This window comes from Qipengyuania intermedia (genome assembly GCF_019711615.1).
Lineage (GTDB): Bacteria > Pseudomonadota > Alphaproteobacteria > Sphingomonadales > Sphingomonadaceae > Qipengyuania > Qipengyuania intermedia.
This window is the reverse complement of record NZ_JAIGNS010000002.1, coordinates 522374-541313: the sequence shown is the minus strand read 5'-3', so window position 1 is coordinate 541313 and position 18940 is coordinate 522374. Positions and strand designations below refer to the sequence as shown.

Sequence of the window (18940 nt, the reverse complement as noted above, 5' to 3'; positions counted from 1 at the left end):
TCCCAGTTGGGTACGTCATCGGGCTGCTGCATCACGCGCCGCGCTCCTCGGTGATGGCGTCGGCGAGGCCTGCGGCCCATTTCGTGATGTCGCCTGCGCCGAGGCACACGACGATGTCGCCCTGCTCGATCTCTCCGGCGAGTTTCTGCGCAAGGTCGCCCTGGTCCTCGACCGTCGACACGGCGCGGTGGCCGCGCGATTTGATACCTTCGACCAGAGCGTTGGCATTGACGCCTTCGATCGGGTCTTCACCTGCGGCATATACCGGCGTGACGTAGACGACGTCGGCCTCGTTGAAGGCGCTCTGGAAGTCGTCCATCAGGTCCTGCAGGCGGGTATAGCGGTGCGGCTGCATGACAGCGATCACGCGGCTCTTCGTCGCTTCACGCGCTGCGCCCAGCACTGCGCGGATTTCGACCGGGTGGTGGCCGTAATCGTCGATGATGGTGGCCTTGCCTTCGCGGCACGGCACTTCGCCGACCTTGGTGAAACGGCGCCGCACACCGCCGAAGCTGGAAAAGCCGTTGCAGATGACTTCGTCGGGGCAGCCCATCTCGATCGCCACGGCAATCGCGGCGAGCGCGTTCTGGACGTTGTGACGGCCCGGCATGGGCAGGGTCACGTTTTCGATCCGGCGGTCTTCCTCGCCGCGCTGGCGCACGATCACGTCGAAGCGGTTGCCGCCTTCGTGCGGCTGCACGTTCACGCCGCAGATGTCCGCCTGCAGGCTGAAGCCATAGGTCATCACGCGCCGGTCGCGGACCTTTCCGATGACGGCCTGCACTTCGGGATGGTCGATGCACAGGATCGCCGCGCCGTAAAACGGGACGTTGTGGATGAACTCGACGAAAGCGTCCTTCACCCCGTCGAAATCGCCGTAATGGTCGAGGTGTTCGGGATCGATATTGGTGACCACCGCGATCGTCCCGTCGAGCCGCAGGAAGCTGCCGTCGCTTTCGTCGGCCTCCACCACCATCCAGTCGCTGTCGCCAAGGCGCGCATTGGAGCCGTATTGTTCGATGATGCCGCCATTGATGACGGTGGGATCGACATTGCCCGCATCGAGCAGCGCTGCGATCATGCTGGTCGTGGTGGTCTTGCCGTGCGTGCCAGCGACGGCGACCGTCGACTTGAGGCGCATGAGTTCGGCCAGCATTTCCGCGCGGCGCACCACCGGGATGCGGTTTTCCAGCGCGTGGGCGACTTCCGGATTGGTTCGGCGCACGGCGGTGGAAGTGACGACGACAGCCGCGCCTTCCACGTTTTCCTTCTCGTGGCCGATCTTTACGGCAATGCCTTGCGAGCGCAGGCGCTCGACCGTCGGGCCTTCGTTGATGTCGGAGCCTTGCACCGTGTAGCCGAGGTTGTTCATCACTTCGGCGATGCCCGACATGCCGATGCCGCCGATGCCGACGAAGTGGATCGTTCCGATGTCGGTGGGGACACCCTTCATTCCGAGATCTCCCTGCTTGCGCCCTGCCCGGCGGGCGCGCCCTGCGTTGCGCCGCGGGCATTGTTTCCGCCGACGCGGATGACGTCCATCATGTCTGCCCCGCCGAAGCTTTCGACGAGATCGGCGAGGTCTTCGACCGCACGCGGACGCCCGCAGTTCCAAGCGGCATGCGCGGCATTGGCGAGGCCCTTGGGATCGTCTGCCAGGACGCGGATCTGCTTCGCCAGTTCCTTTGCCTCGAACCTGTCCTGCCGGATCATGCGCGCACCGCCCGCCTTCACCATTTCGCGGGTATTGGCGGCCTGGTGGTCGTCGGTCGCAATGGGGAGCGGGATCAATATACCCGGACGGCCCACGGCGGTAAGCTCCGCAATCGTCGAGGCGCCTGCGCGTCCGATGAACAGGTGCGCATCGGCAAGGCGCGTGGCCATGTCTTCGAAATAGGTCGCGAGTTCGGCCGGGATGCCGTGGCTGCGATAGCGTTCGCGCACCGTGTCGAGGTCTTCCGGGCGACATTGCTGGGTGACCTGCAACCGCTCGCGAATGGCGGGAGGAAGCATCGCCAGCCCGTCCGGCACGATTTCCGAAAGGACCCGCGCGCCCTGGCTACCGCCGGTGACCAGCACCCGCAACAAGCCGTCTTCGCCATAGGAGGGAAACGGCTCGTCGCGCAGGGACAGCACTTCTGCGCGCACCGGATTGCCGACGAGGTGGACCTTGTCGCCATGCTTGGGCTTCAGCCGCTGCACGTCGGGATAAGCGGTGGCGATAGCCTGCACGCGGCCCGACAAGAGGCGGTTCACGCGGCCCAGCACCGCATTCTGTTCGTGCAGCACCGTCGGGATCTTCGCCGAGGTGGAGGCAAGCACGGCAGGAAGGGAGGGGTAGCCGCCGAAGCCGACAACCGCGCTCGGCTCGAAACTTTCGAACAGGCGCAGCGCCATCTTGCGGCCTTCCAGCACTGCCTTGGTGCCCTTCACCCATTGGAGCGGGTTCTTGCCGAAGCGCCCGGCGGGCAGGACATGGGCGGGCATGAAATCGGGCTTTCCGGGGATTTCCGCCCCGCGCTCGTCCGTGATCAGGGCGACGTGATGGCCACGCCGGTCGAGTTCGGCGGCCAGCGCGAAGGCGGGCAGCAAGTGCCCTCCGGTGCCCCCGGCGGCCAGCACGTAATGTCGGTTCGATGTCGTCATTGGTAGATATCGCGGGACAGGGGCGATGGTTTATCGTTCATCCGGTCCGCCTGCCCGAAACCGATCAGGTCGCCAAGCCCCCGGGTGGACCTTTTCAGATAAGGATTGCGCCGCGTGATCGCGATCAGCAGCCCGATGGCAAGGCACACGGCGATGGTGGACGAGCCGCCATAGCTCACCAGCGGCAACGTCATACCCTTTGACGGGAAGAGCTGGAGGTTCACCAGCATGTTGATAAAGGCCTGCCCGCCCAGCAGCGAGACGAGGCCCGTTCCGGCCAGCAGCGCGAACAGGTCGTCCTCGTCCACCAGCCGCATCAGCACGCGCACCACGATCGCGAGATAAAGCAGCACGATCAGCGCGCAAGCAATCAGGCCGAACTCTTCCCCGATGACGGAGAAGATATAGTCCGTATGCGCTTCGGGCAGGCTCATCTTGCGAATGCCGAGGCCATATCCCGCGCCCGTCCAGCCGCCCGCCAGCAGCGTACGGCTGGCAAGATCGACCTGGTCGAAAGCCGTGCCGCCACCGAAGAAGGCATCGATACGGTGGCGCGCGTTGTCATAGAGAAAATAGGTCGCGGTAATCCCTGCGATCCCGCCGCCGATGACAGCACCCAGGCGCTTCACCGGCACACCCGACAGGATCACCATCACGAACCATACGCCGCCGAACAGGATCGTGCCGCCGAAGTTCGGTTGCAACATCATGAGCGCGGCAATCAGCACCAGCAAGGCGGTGGCAATCAACAGGACCGGAAGGTTGGGATCGCGCATCCGCCACGACAGGATCCACGCCATGGTGATGGCGAAGCCGGGCTTCAGGAATTCGGACGGCTGGAACTGCATGCCCAGGTTGATCCAGCGCCGCGCGCCGTTGATCTCCACTCCGATGAAGGGAACGAGGAACAGGAGGCCCAGCATTGCCGCAGCCAGCACCACGCCGAGGCGGCGCGCATTCTCGCGGCTGAGCATGGAGACGCCGACCAGCACGCACAGTGCCAGCGCCTGCCAGACGATATGGCGATAGAAGAAATAGAGCGGGTCGAGCGTGGTGCTCGACGTGGACAGGCGATCCGCGCTCGCGGGGCTCGCGGCAGCAACCGCGATCGTGCCGAGCGTCATGACCAGCAGGACGAGGCCGAGCAGGACGCGGTCGATCTCGCGCCACCAGATCTTGATCTCGCTCCAGCGGGACATCTTGCCAGCAGGGATATGCGCAGGCTTGCGCTTCGCGCCGGGGACGTAGGGCTGCATGGTGCTCATTCCAGGCCCTCCACCAGCGCACGGAAATGCTCGCCGCGCTTTTCGAAATCCTGATACTGGTCGAAGCTTGCGCAGGCGGGCGAGAGGAGGACGGTGTCGCCTGCCTCGGCCTTGGCGGCAGCGGAGGTCACCGCGCGGTCGAGCGTCTCGCACTTCTCCACCGGAACGCGGCCTTCCAGCAGGGCTGCAAAGTCCGGCCCGGCCTTGCCGATGGTGTAGGCGGCTTTGACGCGGGGCAGTTCAGCCTCGCATTCGCCAAGCCCCGGCTCCTTGGCGAGTCCGCCGAGGATCCAGTGGATGTTGTCGAATGCTGCGAGCGCGGGGGCAGAGGCAGCGGTGTTGGTGCCCTTGCTGTCGTTGACATAAGCGACGCCGGAAATTTCCGCGACCCGCTCCATCCGGTGCGGGAGGCCGCGGTAGGTCTGTAGTCCTCTTTCAATGTCGTCGTCGGATATTGCCAGGACATGCGCTACGGCAATCGCGGCTGCCGCATTTGCCAAGTTGTGTGGCCCATGAAGTGTCGGCCAAGCGGCTTGCCGCCACGGGTCGAGCGTGTCCATATAGGTGGTCCCGTCCACCACTGCCGCCCCAAGTCTGTCGCTGTGACGTTCGAGAATGTTGTCAAATCTGTCGGAACATCGCTCGCGTTCCGTGCTTACTGCAGCGCTTGACGGTGACTGCATCTCGAACAACCGAGCCTTAGCCGCCGCGTACTTCGTAAAATCCCCATCATACCGGTCGAGGTGATCCGGCGTGATGTTCAGCAGCACCGCCACGTCGCAATCGAGCGAATAGGTCAGGTCGATCTGGTAGCTCGACAGCTCCAGCACATAGACCCCGCCTTCCGGCAGCGGCTCCTGCTCGAGGATCGGCAGGCCGATGTTGCCGCCCATGGTGGTCGGCACTCCTGCGGTCTTGAGGATGTGGTGGACTAGCGCGGTGGTGGTCGATTTGCCATTGGTGCCCGTGATGCCGACGACTTTGTGCGGCGGCAGGTCCGCCCTCGCCTGCGCGAACAGTTCGATATCGCCGATGATCGGGATGTCCTGCTCGCGCGCAGCAGCGGCGAGGGGATGGGTATTGAGCGGGACGCCGGGCGACAGCACCAGCGCGTCGAATTCGAAGATTGTCCAGTCGGTGAAGTCGTCGATGAACAGCCGGTCGTCCATCAAGTCGCGATGCTCGTCGCGCACCGCCTTCCATGCCTCGGGATTGTCGTCCCAAGCCAGCACCTCGGCCCCGGCAGCCAGCAGTGCCTCGACCGTCGCCCGGCCGGACCGCGCGAGGCCGAGCACCGCGTATCTCTTGTCCTTCCAGGCAGGTGAAGTGATCATCTGAGCTTGAGCGTTGCCAGCCCCAGGAGTGCGAGCACGATGGCGACGATCCAGAAGCGGATCACGACCTTGCTCTCGGACCAGCCGAGCTGCTCGAAATGGTGGTGGATGGGGGCCATGCGGAAGACCCGCTTGCCCGTGCGCTTGAACCAGACGACCTGGATGATGACCGAAAGCGCCTCGAACACGAACAGGCCGCCCACGATGCCGAGCACGACTTCATGGTGCGTCGCCACGGCAATCGCGCCGAGCGCGCCGCCGAGCGCCAGGGAGCCGGTATCGCCCATGAAGACTGCGGCAGGCGGGGCGTTGAACCAGAGGAAGGCGAGACCCGCGCCCATGATCGCCGCACACATGATCGCCAGCTCGCCCGCGCCTGCGACATGCGGGATGCCGAGATATGCGGAATAGTCCACGCGGCCCACGAGATAGGCGATGATCGCGAATGTCCCCGCGGCAATGATGACCGGCATGGTGGCAAGCCCGTCCAGCCCGTCGGTAAGGTTCACCGCATTGCCTGCGCCCACGATCACGAAGGCGGCGAAGACGTAATAGAACGGCCCCAGTTCGACCCCGAAATCGTTGATGAAGGGGACGTAGACGAAGGTGTTGATCTGGCTGACGATGATCCAGCTTGCCGCGCCCGCGACGATGAATTCGAACAACAGGCGCGTACGGCCCGACACGCCCTTGTGGCTGGCCTTCGACACCTTGTCGTAATCGTCGAGGAAACCGATCAGGCCGAACCCGCCGGTGACGGCGAGACAGGCCCAGATGAAGGGGTTGGACAGGTCCATCCACAGCATCATCGAAATGAACAGGCTGACGAGGATCATCAGGCCGCCCATTGTCGGCGTGCCCCTCTTTGCAAGGTGGCTCTGCGGTCCGTCTTCGCGGATCGGCTGGCCCTTGCCCTGCCGCACGCGCAGCATGTCGATGAAGCGCGGGCCGATCAGCAAGCCGATCAGCAGTGCGGTAAGCAGCGTCGCCCCTGCCCGCGCCGTCTGGTAGCGGACCAGGTTGAACAGGCCTTCGAAATTGAAATACTCGGCGAGGAGGTAGAGCATCGGGCCGCGCGGGGCCTCCTATTCAGGGCGGGTGAAACGGTCCACGAGCCGGCCGAGCCCGACCGAATTGGAGCCTTTGACCAGCACCGCGTCGCCCGCCACGATGCCGAAATCCTCGAGCAATCCGATCGCCTCGTCGGCAGTCAAGCAATGCTCCCACTCGAGCGGCTTGCCAAGCGAGTTGAGGACGGGTTTCCCCAGTTCGCGGGCCAATGCGCCCATCTCGTCGCCCACCAGCACCGCATAGTCGATATCCGCGGCAATGATGTGTTCCGCCAGCGCGGCGTGGAACTTGGGAGCGAAGTCGCCCAGCTCCTTCATTGCGCCGAGAACGGCGATGCGGCGGGTGGATGGAGTGGTGCCGAGCTGCGCCAGCGTGGCGCGCATACTTGCGGGATTGGCATTGTAGCTTTCGTCGATCATCAGCGCCTTGCCACCGGGTGCATCGATGCCGTGGCGCTCGCCCCGGCCCTTCAGCCCGCCCATTTCCGCAAGCGCGAGACCGGCTGCGGCCATGTCGCCGCCCGCCGCGCGCACTGCCGCCATGACGGCGAGCGAGTTGGCGACCCAGTGCTCGCCCGGTTCGGCCACCGTGTAGCACAACCGGCCAGTGTCGAATTCGCAAGTGACGAGGCTTCCGCCATTGGCGCTGGGGATCGCGTCGAGGAGGCGCATGTCCGCATGGCGCGCCTTACCGAAGCTGACGACCTTCGCGCCGACACGCAGGGCAGCCAGCTTGAGCTGCTCGTAATGCTCGCTGTCGGCGGGGATCACTGCCGTGCCGCCCGGTTCGAGGCCGGAAAAGATTTCCGCCTTGGCGTTGGCGATCGCCTTCATCGAACCCAAATTCTCGATATGCGCCGGGGCGATGGTGGTGATGACGGCGACATGTGGGCGAACCTGCGCGGTCAGCCCCTCGATCTCGCCGGCATGGTTCATGCCCATCTCGAACACGCCGAAGCGGCTGCGCGCTCCCATCCGGGCCAGGCTGAGCGGGACGCCGACATGGTTGTTGTAACTGCGGGTCGAACGATGCGCCGCACCGCGGCTCGCACGTTCCAGCGCTGCAAAGATCGCTTCCTTGACGCCAGTCTTGCCGACCGATCCGGTGACACCGATGATCCGCGCCTCGGTCCGGCTGCGCGCCGCCCGGGCAAGCGCTGCGAGAGCTTCGGTGGTGTCTTCGACCAGCACGTGCGGATAGTCGACCGCGCGATCCACGACGGCTGCCGCGGCGCCGTTTTCGAAAGCCTTGTCGATGAAGCGGTGTCCGTCCATCGCTTCGCCCTTGAGGGCTACAAAAAGGTCTCCGTGCACTACATCACGGCTATCCATCTCTACACCGGAAACCTGGAATTCGCAGCTTGCCGTGCCGCCCGTGACTTCGGCTATCGTATTGGAATCCCACAGGGTAAGCGGCAGGCGATCGCGCGGGTCGCTCGTCCATTCGACATAGGCGGGGTGGCGCAGGATAGCCGCGCTCATGCATCACCTCTGGCGATGGCAGCCGCACATTCGCGGGCGACTTCCACGTCGTCGAAGGGAAGGACCTTCATGTTTTCTCCCGATCCGATGATCTGACCCGTTTCATGACCCTTGCCCGCGACAAGCACGATGTCGTCGGGTCCGGCTTCTGCGATGGCGGCATGTATTGCTTCGCGACGGCCGCCTATCTCTCTGGCTTCGGGCGCGCCTTCAAGCACGGCGCGGCGGATATCCGCAGGATCCTCGCCGCGCGGGTTGTCATCCGTGACGATAACCACATCGCTCGCCTTGGCCGCCGCTTCGCCCATGGGCTTGCGCTTGCCGTGATCGCGGTCGCCGCCGGCACCGAACACGGTGATGAGCCGTCCGCCGACGTGGGGTCGGAGGGCAGCGATGGCCGCCTCTATCGCGTCCGGAGTATGCGCGTAATCGATATAGACCGGCGCCCCGCTCGGCGCGATAGCTGCACGCTCAAGCCGTCCGCGAACCGGTTGGAGCCGGGCGACGCCGTCCCATACGCGGCCCGCATCGATGCCCGTTGCAAGAGCAAGGCCCGCCGCGGTCAGGGCGTTGGACACCTGATAGGCGCCGATCAGCGGAAGGTTGATGGTGCGCTCCGTCCCTTCGTGCGAGACCTTGAGTGTCTGGCCGAGCTGGGTGGGCTGGCGATCGAGGAGGCAAATGTCCTCACCCTTCTCGCCCACGGTCATTACATTCAGGCCGCGGCCTTTGGCATGCTCGACTACCCGCGCATTCCATTCGCTGCCGTCGAGCCAGACAACCGCGGTCGCTCCATCCGATACCACTTCGTCGAAGAGCCGCATCTTGGCCGCGAAATAGTCTTCCATGTCCTTGTGATAGTCGAGATGGTCGCGGCTGAAATTGGTGAACGCCGCCGCTTCGACCGGAACGCCCTCGTTGCGCGATTGCGACAGGCCATGGCTCGACGCTTCGTAGGCGACATGTGTGACGCCCTCGCGCGCTAGCCCGCTCATGTTCGACAGGAAGGTCACGATGTCGGGCGTGGTCAGGCCGGTCGACACGCTCTCGTCGGGGGTCGTGACTCCGAGGGTCCCGATGCTGGCCGCACGCTCGCCTGCCATGCGCCAGATCTGGCGCGTCATCTCGACGGTCGAGGTCTTACCGTTCGTCCCCGTTACCGCGACGATATGTTCCGGCACCGGCGTGAAGAACCGCGCCCCGAGCTTGGCAAAATCCTTGCGCGGTTCGTCGCTCGCGATGTGGATCGCCCCTTCGACCCTGGCCTGCGGACAAGCAACGACGGCAATGGCGCCAGCTTCAATCGCGGCGGGAATGAACTCCTCGCCATTGACCACGCTGCCCTGAAAGGCTCCGAACACAGTGCCGGGCGCGACCTTGCGGTTGTCGATGGCGAAACCTGTAACATTGGCGCTGCCGTCACCGGGGCAGGCGATGCCCGCTTTTTCGCAAAGCTTGTCGAGCCTCATTCCATGGCTCCCGGGATCAGCGGCTTGATTGCAGATATGTCGATGTCCCGCGTGTCGTCAGGACGCACGCCGATCAGGGGGCCGATGCGAGGCACCAGGCGGCCAACGATGGGCGCTGCGTTCCAGGCAGCCGTGCGCTGGTAGGAACTGGCGAGCGTACCGCGCGGCTCGTCGAGCATGGCGATAATGACGTAGCGCGGGCGGTCCATCGGGAAGGCCGCGGCGAAGGTCGATACCAGCGCGGTCCGGCGATAGCCTGCCTTGCCGCCCGGCTTTTCGGCCGAGCCGGTCTTTCCGCCGACGCGATAGCCCGGAGCGTCCGCATTGCGGCCCGTCCCGTAGATTGCCGTCGCGCGCAGCATCTGGCGCATCCGGCTGGAGGTCGAAGCCTTGAACACACGGCGGCCCTTTGGCGCTTCGCCCGCACCCAGCTTGTGCAAGGTCGCCGGGCGCCACACGCCGCCATTGACCATGGCTGCATAAGCGCTGGCAAGGTGGAGCGGGGTAACCGCGATGCCGTGCCCGTAGCTGACCGTCATGCTGCGCAGGCGCGGCCATTTCTCGCCTGGCCAGATGGGGAAACCCTTGGCCGGCAATTCGATATGCGGGCGCTCGTTCATACCCATGTCTATCATGTAGCGACGCAGGCGTTCCGGACCGAGTTCGTCCGCGATCCGGGCTGTTGTGGTGTTCGAGGAATGGATGAGCGTTTCGACCACATTGAGCGTCGGGCCCATCGCGTGGCTATCCTTGATTGAGAACCTGCCGACCTTCACGGGCGAGGCATCGTAGCGCTTGCCCAGATCGCGCACGACACCGGCGTCGATCGCGGCTGCGACAGACAACGGCTTGAAGGTCGAACCCAGCTCGTAAACCTGATTGGTCACGCGGTTGAACATCAGCGCCTGGCCATCCTTGTCGATCTTGTTCGGATCGAATTCGGGAAGCGATGCCAGCGCGAGGACTTCGCCTGTATCCACGTCGAGAACGATGCCCGCCCCGCCCTGCGCCTGCGTCAGCTTCATGCCGCGGCGCAGTTCGTCTTCGAGCGCGCCCTGCACGCGCACATCGATCGACAGGGCGACCGGCGTGCCCCGCGTGTCAGGATTGCTCAGGTGTTCGTCGAGCACCTGCTCCATGCCGACGCGGCCGCTGCCGTCGGCAGCGACATAGCCCAATACGTGGGCCGCCATCTTGCCCTGCGGGTAGTGGCGGTCTTCTTCCATGGGAATTTCGAGAGCAAGCTCGCCGATTTCCTGCACCCGGTTTGCTTCTTCGGGCAGCAGGCGGCGACGCAAGTAACCCTGCGTACCGGATGCGAGTTGGCGCGCGACCTTGGCCTGATCGAGATCAGGAAAAATCTCGCCGAGTTTCGCGGCAACTTCCTCGGGTGCACGAACCAGAGGTTCACCGTCTTCACCCAGCGCCTTGGGATTGAACCACAGGGCATAGGCCGGGAAAGCACGCGCCATCGGCACGCCGTTGCGATCGGTAATTTCCCCGCGCGGGGGTAGCAGTGCGTCGGCCAGCGTGGTCGCCCGCGCCTCGGCTCCGTTCATGCCGAGGTAGGAGATGCGCATCACTGCGATGAGGGCGAGGAAAGCGAAAGCCGCCACGATCCACAGGATGCGCCAGCGCGCAAGGTCCAGCGAGCGCTCACGCAAGGTAACCAGTTGGACCCGGCCGCTTGCAACGGCCATGCTGACTGCGCCCGGTCCGCCATTGATGGCGGAAAAAGCGTTCACCGCGCCACCTCTGCAGCGGCGAGGGAGGCGTTACCCGGTTCGGCCAGCCGCTGGGCGAGCGATGTGGCGAGGCCCCGTGCAGGCGTGGTGCTGGCGACGGCGGGAGGTTGTTCCTCCTCGCCGAGCCAGTCCCCGAAGAGGCTTTCTTCGTCTTCACCCTGGCTGACAGGGCGCAGCATCGCGACACGAATGGGCTGCGGGGCATCGTGACCGCGCGGAGTTCCCAGCACGGCCAATTGGCGCTCCTGCTCGACATACTGGTCGGCACGGGGCGCGGAGTATCCGAACTCGACCTGGTTCCAGGCTGCCAGCTGGTGCTGGCTGGCGCGGGTCTGGAATTCGGTTTCGAGCATGAGCTTGGAGCGTTCGGCAGCGATGATCTGGCGTTCGACGAGGCGCACGTCGCTCTTCACCGCGTTCACCTTGAACGTGAGCGCGAGCAAGGCGGCGAGGCAGGCGCCGAGCGCTAGGAGCCAGCCGATCTGGCGGAGGCGGGAGGAACGTACCATTACGCGGCCTCCCTCGCCGGGGTGGCGGTACGCGTCGCATGGCGCAGGACCGAGGACCGGGCGCGCGGATTGCGTTCCAGCTCGGCCTTGCCGGGCTTGATCGCTTTGCTGACTTTCGAAAAAACCGGATCGTCCGGCGTCACCATTGGGACATGACGCGAGGCGCTCGGGGTTGAGGAGGCCTCGCGAAGGTAACGCTTGACGATCCGGTCTTCGAGGCTGTGGAAGCTGACCACCGCGAGGCGGCCCCCTTCGCGCAGCAAGTGTTCGGCAGCCGACAACCCTTGGGACAGTTCGTCGAGTTCGCCGTTCACGTGAATTCTGATGGCCTGGAATGTGCGGGTGGCCGGGTCTTTCTTGTCATGCGGCTTGTGGCCCAGAGCCTTGCGCACGACGCGCGCCAGCTCTCCGGTCGTCTCCAGGGGACGCGCAGCAACGATGGCGCGGGCCACGCGGCGCGACTGGCGCTCTTCACCGTACTGGTAGATGACGTCCGCGATCGCGCTTTCGTCGGCGGAATTTAGAAAGTCGGCAGCGCTTTCGCCGTCCTGGCTCATCCGCATGTCGAGCGGTCCATCCGAGGAAAAGGCAAAGCCGCGCTCCGCCTGGTCAAGCTGCATTGAAGACACGCCGATATCCATCACCACGCCATCGACTCGCGCCACTCCGGCCGACGTCATGACGTCGAGCATTTCGGAGAAACGGTGGGGATGGAGAATAAGGCGCGGCGGGTTTTCCCCCGTCTCGCGCCATGTGCGACCCGAAGCGATTGCGTCGGGATCCCTGTCGAATGCGTGCACGGTCGCGCCGCGCTCCAGCAGCGCGCGCGTATAGCCGCCTGCGCCGAAGGTCGCGTCGATGATGACATCGCCGGGCTGCGGATCGAGAGCGTCGATCACTTCATCGAGAAGAACGGGAATGTGGGGCGCGCCGCTCATTTGGCTTTCGCCTTCGCTTCGGCGAGAAAGCTCTCGCAGGCAGCTTTCGCACCGGCCCAGTCGTCGCCCATCTTGGCGAGTTCGGCGGGGTTCCACAGGGTGAAGAAGCGTCCGCCGCCCTGAAAATAGAGCCCGTCCTCGATCCTGCCGAGGGCGCGCAGATGCTCCGGCATAACAAAGCGGCCGCTGTCGTCGAAGGGCATTTCCTGGAAGCCGAAGAGCTGGCTTGCGCGGGTGTCGCGGTCGAAGTCCCTGCCGAGGCGCACGGCCATTTCCTCTTCGCGGTCGAGCTGGGCGTTGAGCTCTTCCTTGCGGGACAGGCCGAAGCCGACGAGACAATCCCAGCTGGTGTGCTTCATCAGGCACAAAACGCGCCCGTCGCTGGATTCCTTCAAGGCCTTGCGGAAGATCGGCGGGAGCACAAAGCGGCCCTTGTCGCCAGCAGGCGAGTAGGCTTGTCCGCTATACCCTCCGAATTGCAACGCCTTGTCCCCGGCTCGTGTTCAAATCCCCCTCGGACACATCCTCCCCGTCCGCCCGAGCGCGTGCTCGACCGGCTCGCCAACCCGATTGGGAGAGCGCGCAAAGACACTGGCTGTCCGATGTGGGAAAGATTTATCGCGGGAGACGCGGGGATGGAAGGGAAAATTGCGGGATTTTACGGGATAAACAGGTAAGTCACTGTTTTTCCATATATAATTTCTCTAACAAGTACCGGCCATCCTTACCATAACACTAACGCAAGTGGCGGATTTATACGGGGAATCACTTGTCCGCCCGCGATTTCCCGCACCGCTTCCCGTGAATTCCCGCAAGGGTTGGGTTTAGTCGAGTCGACCCAACAGGCCGGAGAGCGCAGTGCGGCGCTGCGCAGTGTCGTTTTCCGTGTCGAGCATCGCGGCATCGGCGACCAGCACCACACGCCCTCTCCCGATGGCGCAGTCCGCGATGAGCGCGTCCGCGGACAAGGCGCAGCGCGCATCTTCGCCTTGGTCGCCAAGCGAAAAACGGCCCGCGAGTTGCACGGGATATTCCCCGTCCGGCCCAGCGATCACGCGTTCATCCTGGCTTTGCGTATCGTCGAACTCCAAAGTCAGTCCCCACCGCGCCAGGATGGGGGAGATCAAGACTACATCGAAAGGACGGCGGGGATCGCCAAGGGCGAATTCGGAATGCTGCGTCAGAAACGGATCGGCGAAGACCAGCGCCTTGCCGCCGCCGCGCACCCAATCGTCGAGCGCGACATTTTCCGAAGGCGCCAAGGCACGTGGCTGTGCGAGGATGAGCTCTTCGAGCCCTTCGAGCGATTCCGCCTCGAGCGTGTCCAGCGGCGCGAGGTCATATTGCTCTTCCAGCAACGAGCGTACCCAGCTCATCTCCTGCGAATTGCCTTCCAGCATCGCAGCGATGTCCTGCCCTTCGGCCCAGTAGATGGGAAGCGAGGTGAACAGCCCCAAGCGTTCTTGCGAAACCTTGACCTCGCCGCGCGTTGCCTCGTCGCCGGAAGAACAGGCGGCAAGGAAGAACACGGCAGACAGTAAGGCGAGCTTATTCAGCAGGAGAGTTCGCTTTGCTGGCGCCCGTTTCCGGCACGACGGCAGGGCTCTGGGTGCCGGACGGCGATGGCTCTGCGGGAAGGTCCGGGACCACGCCCGCTTCCACCAGGGGATCGGCCTGTGTCGGCTGTGCACTCGGTTCGGTCGTCGCAGCCGCCTGCGGGACGGACGAGGCATCCACTTCGCGGGCCCTGTCCTGCACCAGGCTTGCAAGGCCGACCAGCAGCACCATCAGCACGACGCCGGCAATGCCGATCTGCAGGCGATGGACCGCCTGCGCTCGCGAACCGCCCAGCGGAGCCTCGGGCAGGCCCCCGATTTGCGGCTTGCTGGTGGATAGATCGAAATAGCGCGGCATTTTCATGATTCTGCGCTCCTTCGCGGCTGGCGTCAATCGGAAGCCTTCAGCCAGTCGAACACCGGAAGGCCTTTCGCCTCCAGCCATTCGGCGTTGTAGAGGCTGGAAAGATAGCGGAATCCGGTGTCGCAAAGGATTGTGACGACTTTCGGACTTTCGCGCCCTTCCGCGACGAGCTGTTTGCCGAGCGCGACCGCGCCTGCGACATTGATGCCGCTGGACAGGCCGAGGCACAGCCCTTCCTCGCGCAGCAGGCGTGCGACCCAGTCGAGACCTTCCTCGTCCGAGACGCGGAATTGCGTGTCGATCGGCGCGCCTTCCAGGTTGCCGGTGATCCGGCCCTGCCCGATCCCTTCGGCAACCGAAGAGCCTTCTGCCTTCAGCTCGCCGCTCGCATAATAGCTGTAGAGCGCCGCGCCATGCGGATCGGTCAGCGCGATGACGACATTTTCGTCGAATTCCTTCAGGCCCATGCCCACGCCAGCAATTGTGCCGCCGGTGCCTGCCGCGCAGGTGAAGCCATCGACCTTGCCGCCCGTCTGTTCCCAGATTTCCTTCGCCGTACCTTCGATATGGGCCTTGCGGTTGGCGGTATTGTCGAACTGGTTCGCCCAGACCGCGCCTTCGGTTTCTTCAGCCAGGCGGCGCGAGGTGTGGACGAAATGGTTGCTGTCGGCGAATTTCGTCGGCGGGACGGTGACCAGCTCCGCGCCCAGCGCACGCAGCGTATCCATCTTTTCCTTGGACTGGTTGTCCGGCATCACGATGATCGTGCGATAGCCGAGGGCATTGGCCACCAGCGCGATGCCGATACCGGTATTACCCGCGGTGCCTTCGACTACGCAGCCACCGGGCTTCAGCTCACCGCGCGCCTCTGCATCGCGAATGATGTAGAGCGCAGCGCGGTCCTTTACCGATGCGCCCGGATTGGCGAATTCGCACTTGCCGTAAATATCGCAGCCGGCTTCCGCGCTCGGTCCCTCGAGACGGACGAGCGGCGTGTTACCGATCAGGTCGAGCGCATGCTCGCGAATGGGAATTTGTGTCATGCTGCGTGAGGTAGGCGCGGCGCCCCTACCTCGCAAACAACATCAATCTTCAGGGGCGATAGTAACCTTCAGCCCGTCCAGCTCGCCGGTGAAGGGAATCTGGCACGACAGGCGCGAAGTCTCGACGCGGTGCTCGGTCGATTCCAGCAGGTCGTCTTCGTCTTCGCTCATTTCCGGAAGCTTGTCCTTGAAGGCGGGATCGACATGGACGTGACAGGTCGCACACGAACAGCAGCCGCCGCACAATGCCAGCAATTCGTCGAAGCCGTTGTCACGAATGGCTTCCATGACGGTCAGACCGTCTTCGACTTCGATCTCGCTCGTCTCGCCTTCGCGGGTGGTGACGATCAGCTTGGGCATCGATTGCGTATCCTTGTTGCCTCGCCCGCCAAACGGGCCCTATGCGTTGCGCTGCTATTCAATAGGGAGCGGAAGCGCAAGGTGGGCCTGACCAATTCGCAATTGCGCGAGCATCTCGATGCCGTGGCCGCCACCGATGCCGCGGTGGCCGCCGCGATCGAGCGCTGCGGCTATCCCGAAGAACGCATTCGCCCGACCGGCTATCGCACCCTGCTGCGCACTATCGTGGGACAGCAGGTCAGCGTCGCTGCGGCGGCCTCGGTTTGGAACAGGCTGGAGGCGGAACTTGGCGAGGAGATGGCGGCGCGCGATTTGCTCGACCGCGACTTCGATACCCTGAGGGCGTGCGGACTTTCGCGCCAGAAACAGGGCTATGCCAGATCGCTGTGCGAACTCGTAGAGAGTGGGGAACTCGACCTTGAGAGCCTCCCGCTGGAGGACGAGGAAGCCATCGCCGAACTGGTCCGGATCAAGGGCATCGGACGCTGGTCGGCCGAGATCTACCTGCTGTTCGCAGAAGGCCGGCAGGACATCTGGCCCGCAGGAGACCTGGCCGTCCAGGAAGCCGTCGGGCGCCTGCTCGACCTGCCGGAACGCCCGAGCGAGAAACACACCCGCGAACTGGGCGAACGATGGCGGCCGTATCGCGGCGCCATGGCCATTTTCACGTGGCACACCTACAACAATGCCGCGCTCTGAGTAGCGCCGGAGGGAGAGAGACATGAGCGAACGCAAAGCGATTTTCATCACGGGTGGCGGATCCGGCATCGGCCGCGCGATCGCGCTGAAATTCGCGGATGAAGGCTGGTTCGTCGGCCTTGGCGATATCGACCAGGCAGGCATGGACGAAACGCTTTCCCTTATCGAGAACGGGTTCACCTTCGCTCACAAGTTCGACGTGCGTGATCGCGAGGCATGGGACCACGCACTCGACGGCTTTGCCACCGCCAGCGGCGGCCGGATCGACGTGCTGGCGAACAATGCTGGTATCCCGCTCGGCGGATCGCTGATGGAAAACTCGACAGCCGAGATCGAGCGTTGCCTCGACATCAATTTGAAGGGCGTCCTGTTCGGCGCGCAGGCGGCCTATCCGCATCTCAAGAAGACCGCGCCCGGATCGTGTCTGCTCAACACCGCCAGCGCTGCCGGGATCTACGGCACGCCGGGCGCAAGCGTCTATTCCGCGACCAAGTTCGGAGTGCGGGCGATCACCGAAAGCCTCGATGGCGAATGGGCGGAAGACGGTATCAATGTCCGCTCGATCATGCCGAGCTTTATCGACACGCCGTTGCTCGATCATACGCCCAATGCACAGAGCAATGAGGGCATTCGCCAGCGCGTGAAGGATGCGGGGCTCGAGATCACTCCGGTTGTCGAAGTCGCGCAGGCTGCGTGGGACGCTGTTCACGGCGACAAACTTCACACGACCGTCGGCAAGACGGCAAAGCGCATCGCTTTCGGATCGCGCTGGATGCCCGGCCGCGTGCGCAAGCAGACCCGCCAGTCGGCCCGCCCCCTCGGCCAGTAAGGATACTGCCGGTCCCCGTCCCTGCCCTCGCGGGCGCGATTTACGCCAGTAAAGCGTCGATCTTGCGCGCCATTTTCACGTCGCGCAGGCTCAACCCGCCTGCGTCATGCGTGGTCAGCGTGATCTCCACGCGGTTGTAGACGTTGAACCATTCGGGATGGTGATCGCGCGTTTCCGCAATCATCGCGACGCGGGTCATGAACGCGAAAGCCTCGGAAAAGTCGTCGAATTCGAACTTGCGCTCGATCGCATCGCCGTCACGGGCCAGCGACCATTCGGGCAATGCCCGCAGCCAGCTGTCGCGTTCTTCCTGGTTGAGCTGTTCGACGGAACCCATTTGCGAATCTCTCCTGCTTGTCGCTGGCAGCGCTTTTGCCTATCGCTCCCGCCCATGCAAGCGCGCCTAGCAGCATCCGACCTCGCCTGCCGCCGCGGCGAGCGGCTGCTGTTCCGCGCGCTGTCGTTCGAAGTCGAGTCCGGCAGCGCTGTTCACATTGCGGGCGCGAACGGGATCGGCAAGTCGAGCCTGATCCGCATCCTCGCTGGATTGCTGCGCCCCTTCGCCGGAACCGTGGAAAACGATGGCACAATGGGCCTGGTCGACGAGCGATTAGCTCTCGATCAGAACCTGCCGCTGGGCAAGGCGCTCGCATTTTACGAGAAGCTCGACGGGTGCCTCGATCCGGGTCGCGCCTTCGACCTGTTACATCTGGGACCCCTGATGGATGTGCCCGTCCGTTACCTGTCGACCGGTCAGAAAAAGCGCGCGACCCTTGCCCGCCTGCTCAATCGCAATTGTCCGATCTGGCTGCTGGACGAGCCGCTGAACGGCCTTGACGCGCAGGCCGTCGCAATCGTGGAGACGCTGGTGGCGCAGCATTGCGGTAGCGGAGGCATTGCGGTGGTGGCATCGCACCAGGAAATGGCGCTTCCCGATGTACGAACCATCGACCTCGCCGAGTACGCGGCATGAGCGCGCTCGCCACTCTCCTTCGCCGCGATCTCGGCCTGCTGCTGCCGGGCGGGCGCGGCGGAGCAGGTGTATTGCCGCTGCTGTTCTTCCTTGCGGTGGCGATGCTCTATCCGTTTGCGGTCGGCCCCGATGCGCAATTGCTGGCGCGGACGGGCGGCGGCGTCATCTGGGTAGCGGCTCTCCTTGCTGCCATCTTGCCGCTTGAAAAGCTGGTATCGGGCGATCTGGAAGCGGGCGTTTTCGACCAGCTGGCCTTGCGCGGAGTGAGCGAGGAATGGGCCATGCTGTCGCGCCTCGTCGCACACTGGCTGGCCTTTGCGCCGCTGCTGCTGGTCGCGACCCTGCCTGCAGCCGCATTGCTCGGCCTGTCGGGAGAGACCACGCGTATCGTACTGCTGGGCCTGCTGTCCGGGACGCCCGGTCTTGCGGCAGTCGGCCTTGCGGTCGCAGCCCTGACTGCCAGCCTTAAAGGAGGCGCTGCGCTGGCCGGACTGATGGTCATTCCGCTGGCAGTGCCGATCCTGATTTTCGGCGCGGGCACCCTCGCCCGCCCGGATGCGAGCGGCCTGCTGCTGACGGCAGCGATCAGTCTTGGGCTATGTGCGCTCGCCCCGCTGGCGGCAGGTGCCGCGATCAAGGCAGCGCGGGAAAGCTGACT

General features: G+C 64.4%; 20 protein-coding genes. 4 read left to right on the top strand and 16 right to left on the bottom strand.

Features of this window, described 5'->3' with window-relative positions; genetic code table 11:
* Positions 1 to 31 precede the first annotated feature (31 nt).
* The 15 genes from murC to K3179_RS08870 form a co-directional block, all read right to left on the bottom strand.
* The gene (gene murC / locus K3179_RS08940; RefSeq protein WP_221564168.1) at positions 32 to 1453 is read right to left on the bottom strand and encodes a UDP-N-acetylmuramate--L-alanine ligase; all 1422 of its coding nucleotides are present in this window, start codon (positions 1451 to 1453) and stop codon (positions 32 to 34) included.
* Positions 1450 to 2646, bottom strand: a complete 1197-nt coding sequence (gene murG, locus K3179_RS08935; RefSeq protein ID WP_221564166.1) for an undecaprenyldiphospho-muramoylpentapeptide beta-N-acetylglucosaminyltransferase — start codon at positions 2644 to 2646, stop codon at positions 1450 to 1452. The genes murC and murG overlap by 4 nt, the downstream gene beginning before the upstream one ends.
* Positions 2643 to 3902 (bottom strand): FtsW/RodA/SpoVE family cell cycle protein, encoded by a 1260-nt coding sequence (locus tag K3179_RS08930; protein ID WP_247712998.1) that lies wholly within the window; start codon positions 3900 to 3902, stop codon positions 2643 to 2645. Before K3179_RS08930 ends, murG begins: the two co-directional genes overlap by 4 nt.
* A 5-nt stretch (positions 3903 to 3907) precedes the next feature.
* Positions 3908 to 5245 (bottom strand): UDP-N-acetylmuramoyl-L-alanine--D-glutamate ligase, encoded by a 1338-nt coding sequence (gene murD, locus K3179_RS08925; protein WP_221564162.1) that lies wholly within the window; start codon positions 5243 to 5245, stop codon positions 3908 to 3910.
* On the bottom strand, positions 5242 to 6312 hold the full coding sequence (mraY, locus tag K3179_RS08920) for a phospho-N-acetylmuramoyl-pentapeptide-transferase (RefSeq protein WP_221564160.1): 1071 nt from the start codon (positions 6310 to 6312) through the stop codon (positions 5242 to 5244). Before mraY ends, murD begins: the two co-directional genes overlap by 4 nt.
* Positions 6313 to 6330: 18 nt before the next feature.
* Positions 6331 to 7797, bottom strand: coding sequence for a UDP-N-acetylmuramoyl-tripeptide--D-alanyl-D-alanine ligase (locus K3179_RS08915; protein ID WP_221564158.1), 1467 nt, complete (start codon positions 7795 to 7797; stop codon positions 6331 to 6333).
* The gene (locus K3179_RS08910; RefSeq protein ID WP_221564156.1) at positions 7794 to 9266 is read right to left on the bottom strand and encodes a UDP-N-acetylmuramoyl-L-alanyl-D-glutamate--2,6-diaminopimelate ligase; all 1473 of its coding nucleotides are present in this window, start codon (positions 9264 to 9266) and stop codon (positions 7794 to 7796) included. Before K3179_RS08910 ends, K3179_RS08915 begins: the two co-directional genes overlap by 4 nt.
* A complete protein-coding gene (locus tag K3179_RS08905; protein WP_221565500.1) occupies positions 9263 to 10966 on the bottom strand; it encodes a peptidoglycan D,D-transpeptidase FtsI family protein in 1704 nt (567 codons plus the stop codon). Before K3179_RS08905 ends, K3179_RS08910 begins: the two co-directional genes overlap by 4 nt.
* A 41-nt stretch (positions 10967 to 11007) precedes the next feature.
* Positions 11008 to 11520 (bottom strand): hypothetical protein, encoded by a 513-nt coding sequence (locus tag K3179_RS08900; protein WP_221564154.1) that lies wholly within the window; start codon positions 11518 to 11520, stop codon positions 11008 to 11010.
* Positions 11520 to 12458 carry a 16S rRNA (cytosine(1402)-N(4))-methyltransferase RsmH gene (rsmH, locus tag K3179_RS08895; RefSeq protein ID WP_221564152.1) on the bottom strand — a complete coding sequence of 313 codons (939 nt, stop codon included), beginning with the start codon at positions 12456 to 12458 and terminating at the stop codon, positions 11520 to 11522. Before rsmH ends, K3179_RS08900 begins: the two co-directional genes overlap by 1 nt.
* A complete protein-coding gene (locus K3179_RS08890; protein ID WP_247712918.1) occupies positions 12455 to 12817 on the bottom strand; it encodes an MraZ C-terminal domain-containing protein in 363 nt (120 codons plus the stop codon). The genes rsmH and K3179_RS08890 overlap by 4 nt, the downstream gene beginning before the upstream one ends.
* A gap of 465 nt (positions 12818 to 13282) precedes the next feature.
* Positions 13283 to 13987, bottom strand: coding sequence for a Gldg family protein (locus tag K3179_RS08885; RefSeq protein ID WP_345722515.1), 705 nt, complete (start codon positions 13985 to 13987; stop codon positions 13283 to 13285).
* Positions 13988 to 14006: 19 nt separating this feature from the next.
* Complete coding sequence (locus K3179_RS08880; RefSeq protein WP_221564140.1) at positions 14007 to 14378, bottom strand: hypothetical protein; 372 nt, start codon at positions 14376 to 14378, stop codon at positions 14007 to 14009.
* Between the two features lie 26 nt (positions 14379 to 14404).
* Positions 14405 to 15421, bottom strand: coding sequence for a cysteine synthase A (locus K3179_RS08875; RefSeq protein ID WP_221564139.1), 1017 nt, complete (start codon positions 15419 to 15421; stop codon positions 14405 to 14407).
* A 42-nt stretch (positions 15422 to 15463) separates the two neighbouring features.
* The gene (locus K3179_RS08870; RefSeq protein WP_221564137.1) at positions 15464 to 15781 is read right to left on the bottom strand and encodes a 2Fe-2S iron-sulfur cluster-binding protein; all 318 of its coding nucleotides are present in this window, start codon (positions 15779 to 15781) and stop codon (positions 15464 to 15466) included.
* A gap of 81 nt (positions 15782 to 15862) precedes the next feature.
* On the opposite strand from K3179_RS08870, the gene K3179_RS08865 reads away from it, so the two are divergent.
* Complete coding sequence (locus K3179_RS08865; RefSeq protein WP_221564135.1) at positions 15863 to 16480, top strand: DNA-3-methyladenine glycosylase family protein; 618 nt, start codon at positions 15863 to 15865, stop codon at positions 16478 to 16480.
* 22 nt (positions 16481 to 16502) lie between these two features.
* A complete protein-coding gene (locus K3179_RS08860; protein ID WP_090480809.1) occupies positions 16503 to 17309 on the top strand; it encodes an SDR family oxidoreductase in 807 nt (268 codons plus the stop codon).
* A 40-nt stretch (positions 17310 to 17349) separates the two neighbouring features.
* On the opposite strand, the gene K3179_RS08855 is transcribed toward K3179_RS08860, so the two are convergent.
* Positions 17350 to 17646: a 4a-hydroxytetrahydrobiopterin dehydratase gene (locus tag K3179_RS08855; RefSeq protein ID WP_221564133.1), complete on the bottom strand. Its 297-nt coding sequence runs from the start codon at positions 17644 to 17646 to the stop codon at positions 17350 to 17352.
* Between the two features lie 54 nt (positions 17647 to 17700).
* Between K3179_RS08855 and ccmA the strand changes: the two genes are divergently transcribed.
* Together ccmA and K3179_RS08845 are read left to right on the top strand one after the other, a co-directional pair.
* Positions 17701 to 18282: a heme ABC exporter ATP-binding protein CcmA gene (ccmA, locus tag K3179_RS08850; protein WP_221564131.1), complete on the top strand. Its 582-nt coding sequence runs from the start codon at positions 17701 to 17703 to the stop codon at positions 18280 to 18282.
* On the top strand, positions 18279 to 18938 hold the full coding sequence (locus tag K3179_RS08845; RefSeq protein WP_221564130.1) for a heme exporter protein CcmB: 660 nt from the start codon (positions 18279 to 18281) through the stop codon (positions 18936 to 18938). Before ccmA ends, K3179_RS08845 begins: the two co-directional genes overlap by 4 nt.
* Positions 18939 to 18940 lie beyond the last annotated feature (2 nt).

Excerpts from the sequence above, each read along its gene's own strand:
- K3179_RS08900 (WP_221564154.1), bottom strand. The coding sequence starts at position 11,520 with ATGGTACGTTCCTCCCGCCTCCGCCAGATCGGCTGGCTCCTAGCGCTC.
- K3179_RS08845 (WP_221564130.1), top strand. The coding sequence starts at position 18,279 with ATGAGCGCGCTCGCCACTCTCCTTCGCCGCGATCTCGGCCTGCTGCTG.
- K3179_RS08890 (WP_247712918.1), bottom strand. The coding sequence starts at position 12,817 with ATGAAGCACACCAGCTGGGATTGTCTCGTCGGCTTCGGCCTGTCCCGC.
- mraY (WP_221564160.1), bottom strand. The coding sequence starts at position 6,312 with ATGCTCTACCTCCTCGCCGAGTATTTCAATTTCGAAGGCCTGTTCAAC.
- K3179_RS08855 (WP_221564133.1), bottom strand. The coding sequence starts at position 17,646 with ATGGGTTCCGTCGAACAGCTCAACCAGGAAGAACGCGACAGCTGGCTG.
- ccmA (WP_221564131.1), top strand. The coding sequence starts at position 17,701 with ATGCAAGCGCGCCTAGCAGCATCCGACCTCGCCTGCCGCCGCGGCGAG.
- K3179_RS08880 (WP_221564140.1), bottom strand. The coding sequence starts at position 14,378 with ATGAAAATGCCGCGCTATTTCGATCTATCCACCAGCAAGCCGCAAATC.
- rsmH (WP_221564152.1), bottom strand. The coding sequence starts at position 12,458 with ATGAGCGGCGCGCCCCACATTCCCGTTCTTCTCGATGAAGTGATCGAC.
- K3179_RS08860 (WP_090480809.1), top strand. The coding sequence starts at position 16,503 with ATGAGCGAACGCAAAGCGATTTTCATCACGGGTGGCGGATCCGGCATC.
- K3179_RS08870 (WP_221564137.1), bottom strand. The coding sequence starts at position 15,781 with ATGCCCAAGCTGATCGTCACCACCCGCGAAGGCGAGACGAGCGAGATC.
- murG (WP_221564166.1), bottom strand. The coding sequence starts at position 2,646 with ATGACGACATCGAACCGACATTACGTGCTGGCCGCCGGGGGCACCGGA.
- murD (WP_221564162.1), bottom strand. The coding sequence starts at position 5,245 with ATGATCACTTCACCTGCCTGGAAGGACAAGAGATACGCGGTGCTCGGC.
- K3179_RS08930 (WP_247712998.1), bottom strand. The coding sequence starts at position 3,902 with ATGCAGCCCTACGTCCCCGGCGCGAAGCGCAAGCCTGCGCATATCCCT.
- K3179_RS08915 (WP_221564158.1), bottom strand. The coding sequence starts at position 7,797 with ATGAGCGCGGCTATCCTGCGCCACCCCGCCTATGTCGAATGGACGAGC.
- K3179_RS08875 (WP_221564139.1), bottom strand. The coding sequence starts at position 15,421 with ATGACACAAATTCCCATTCGCGAGCATGCGCTCGACCTGATCGGTAAC.
- K3179_RS08905 (WP_221565500.1), bottom strand. The coding sequence starts at position 10,966 with ATGGCCGTTGCAAGCGGCCGGGTCCAACTGGTTACCTTGCGTGAGCGC.
- murC (WP_221564168.1), bottom strand. The coding sequence starts at position 1,453 with ATGAAGGGTGTCCCCACCGACATCGGAACGATCCACTTCGTCGGCATC.
- K3179_RS08910 (WP_221564156.1), bottom strand. The coding sequence starts at position 9,266 with ATGAGGCTCGACAAGCTTTGCGAAAAAGCGGGCATCGCCTGCCCCGGT.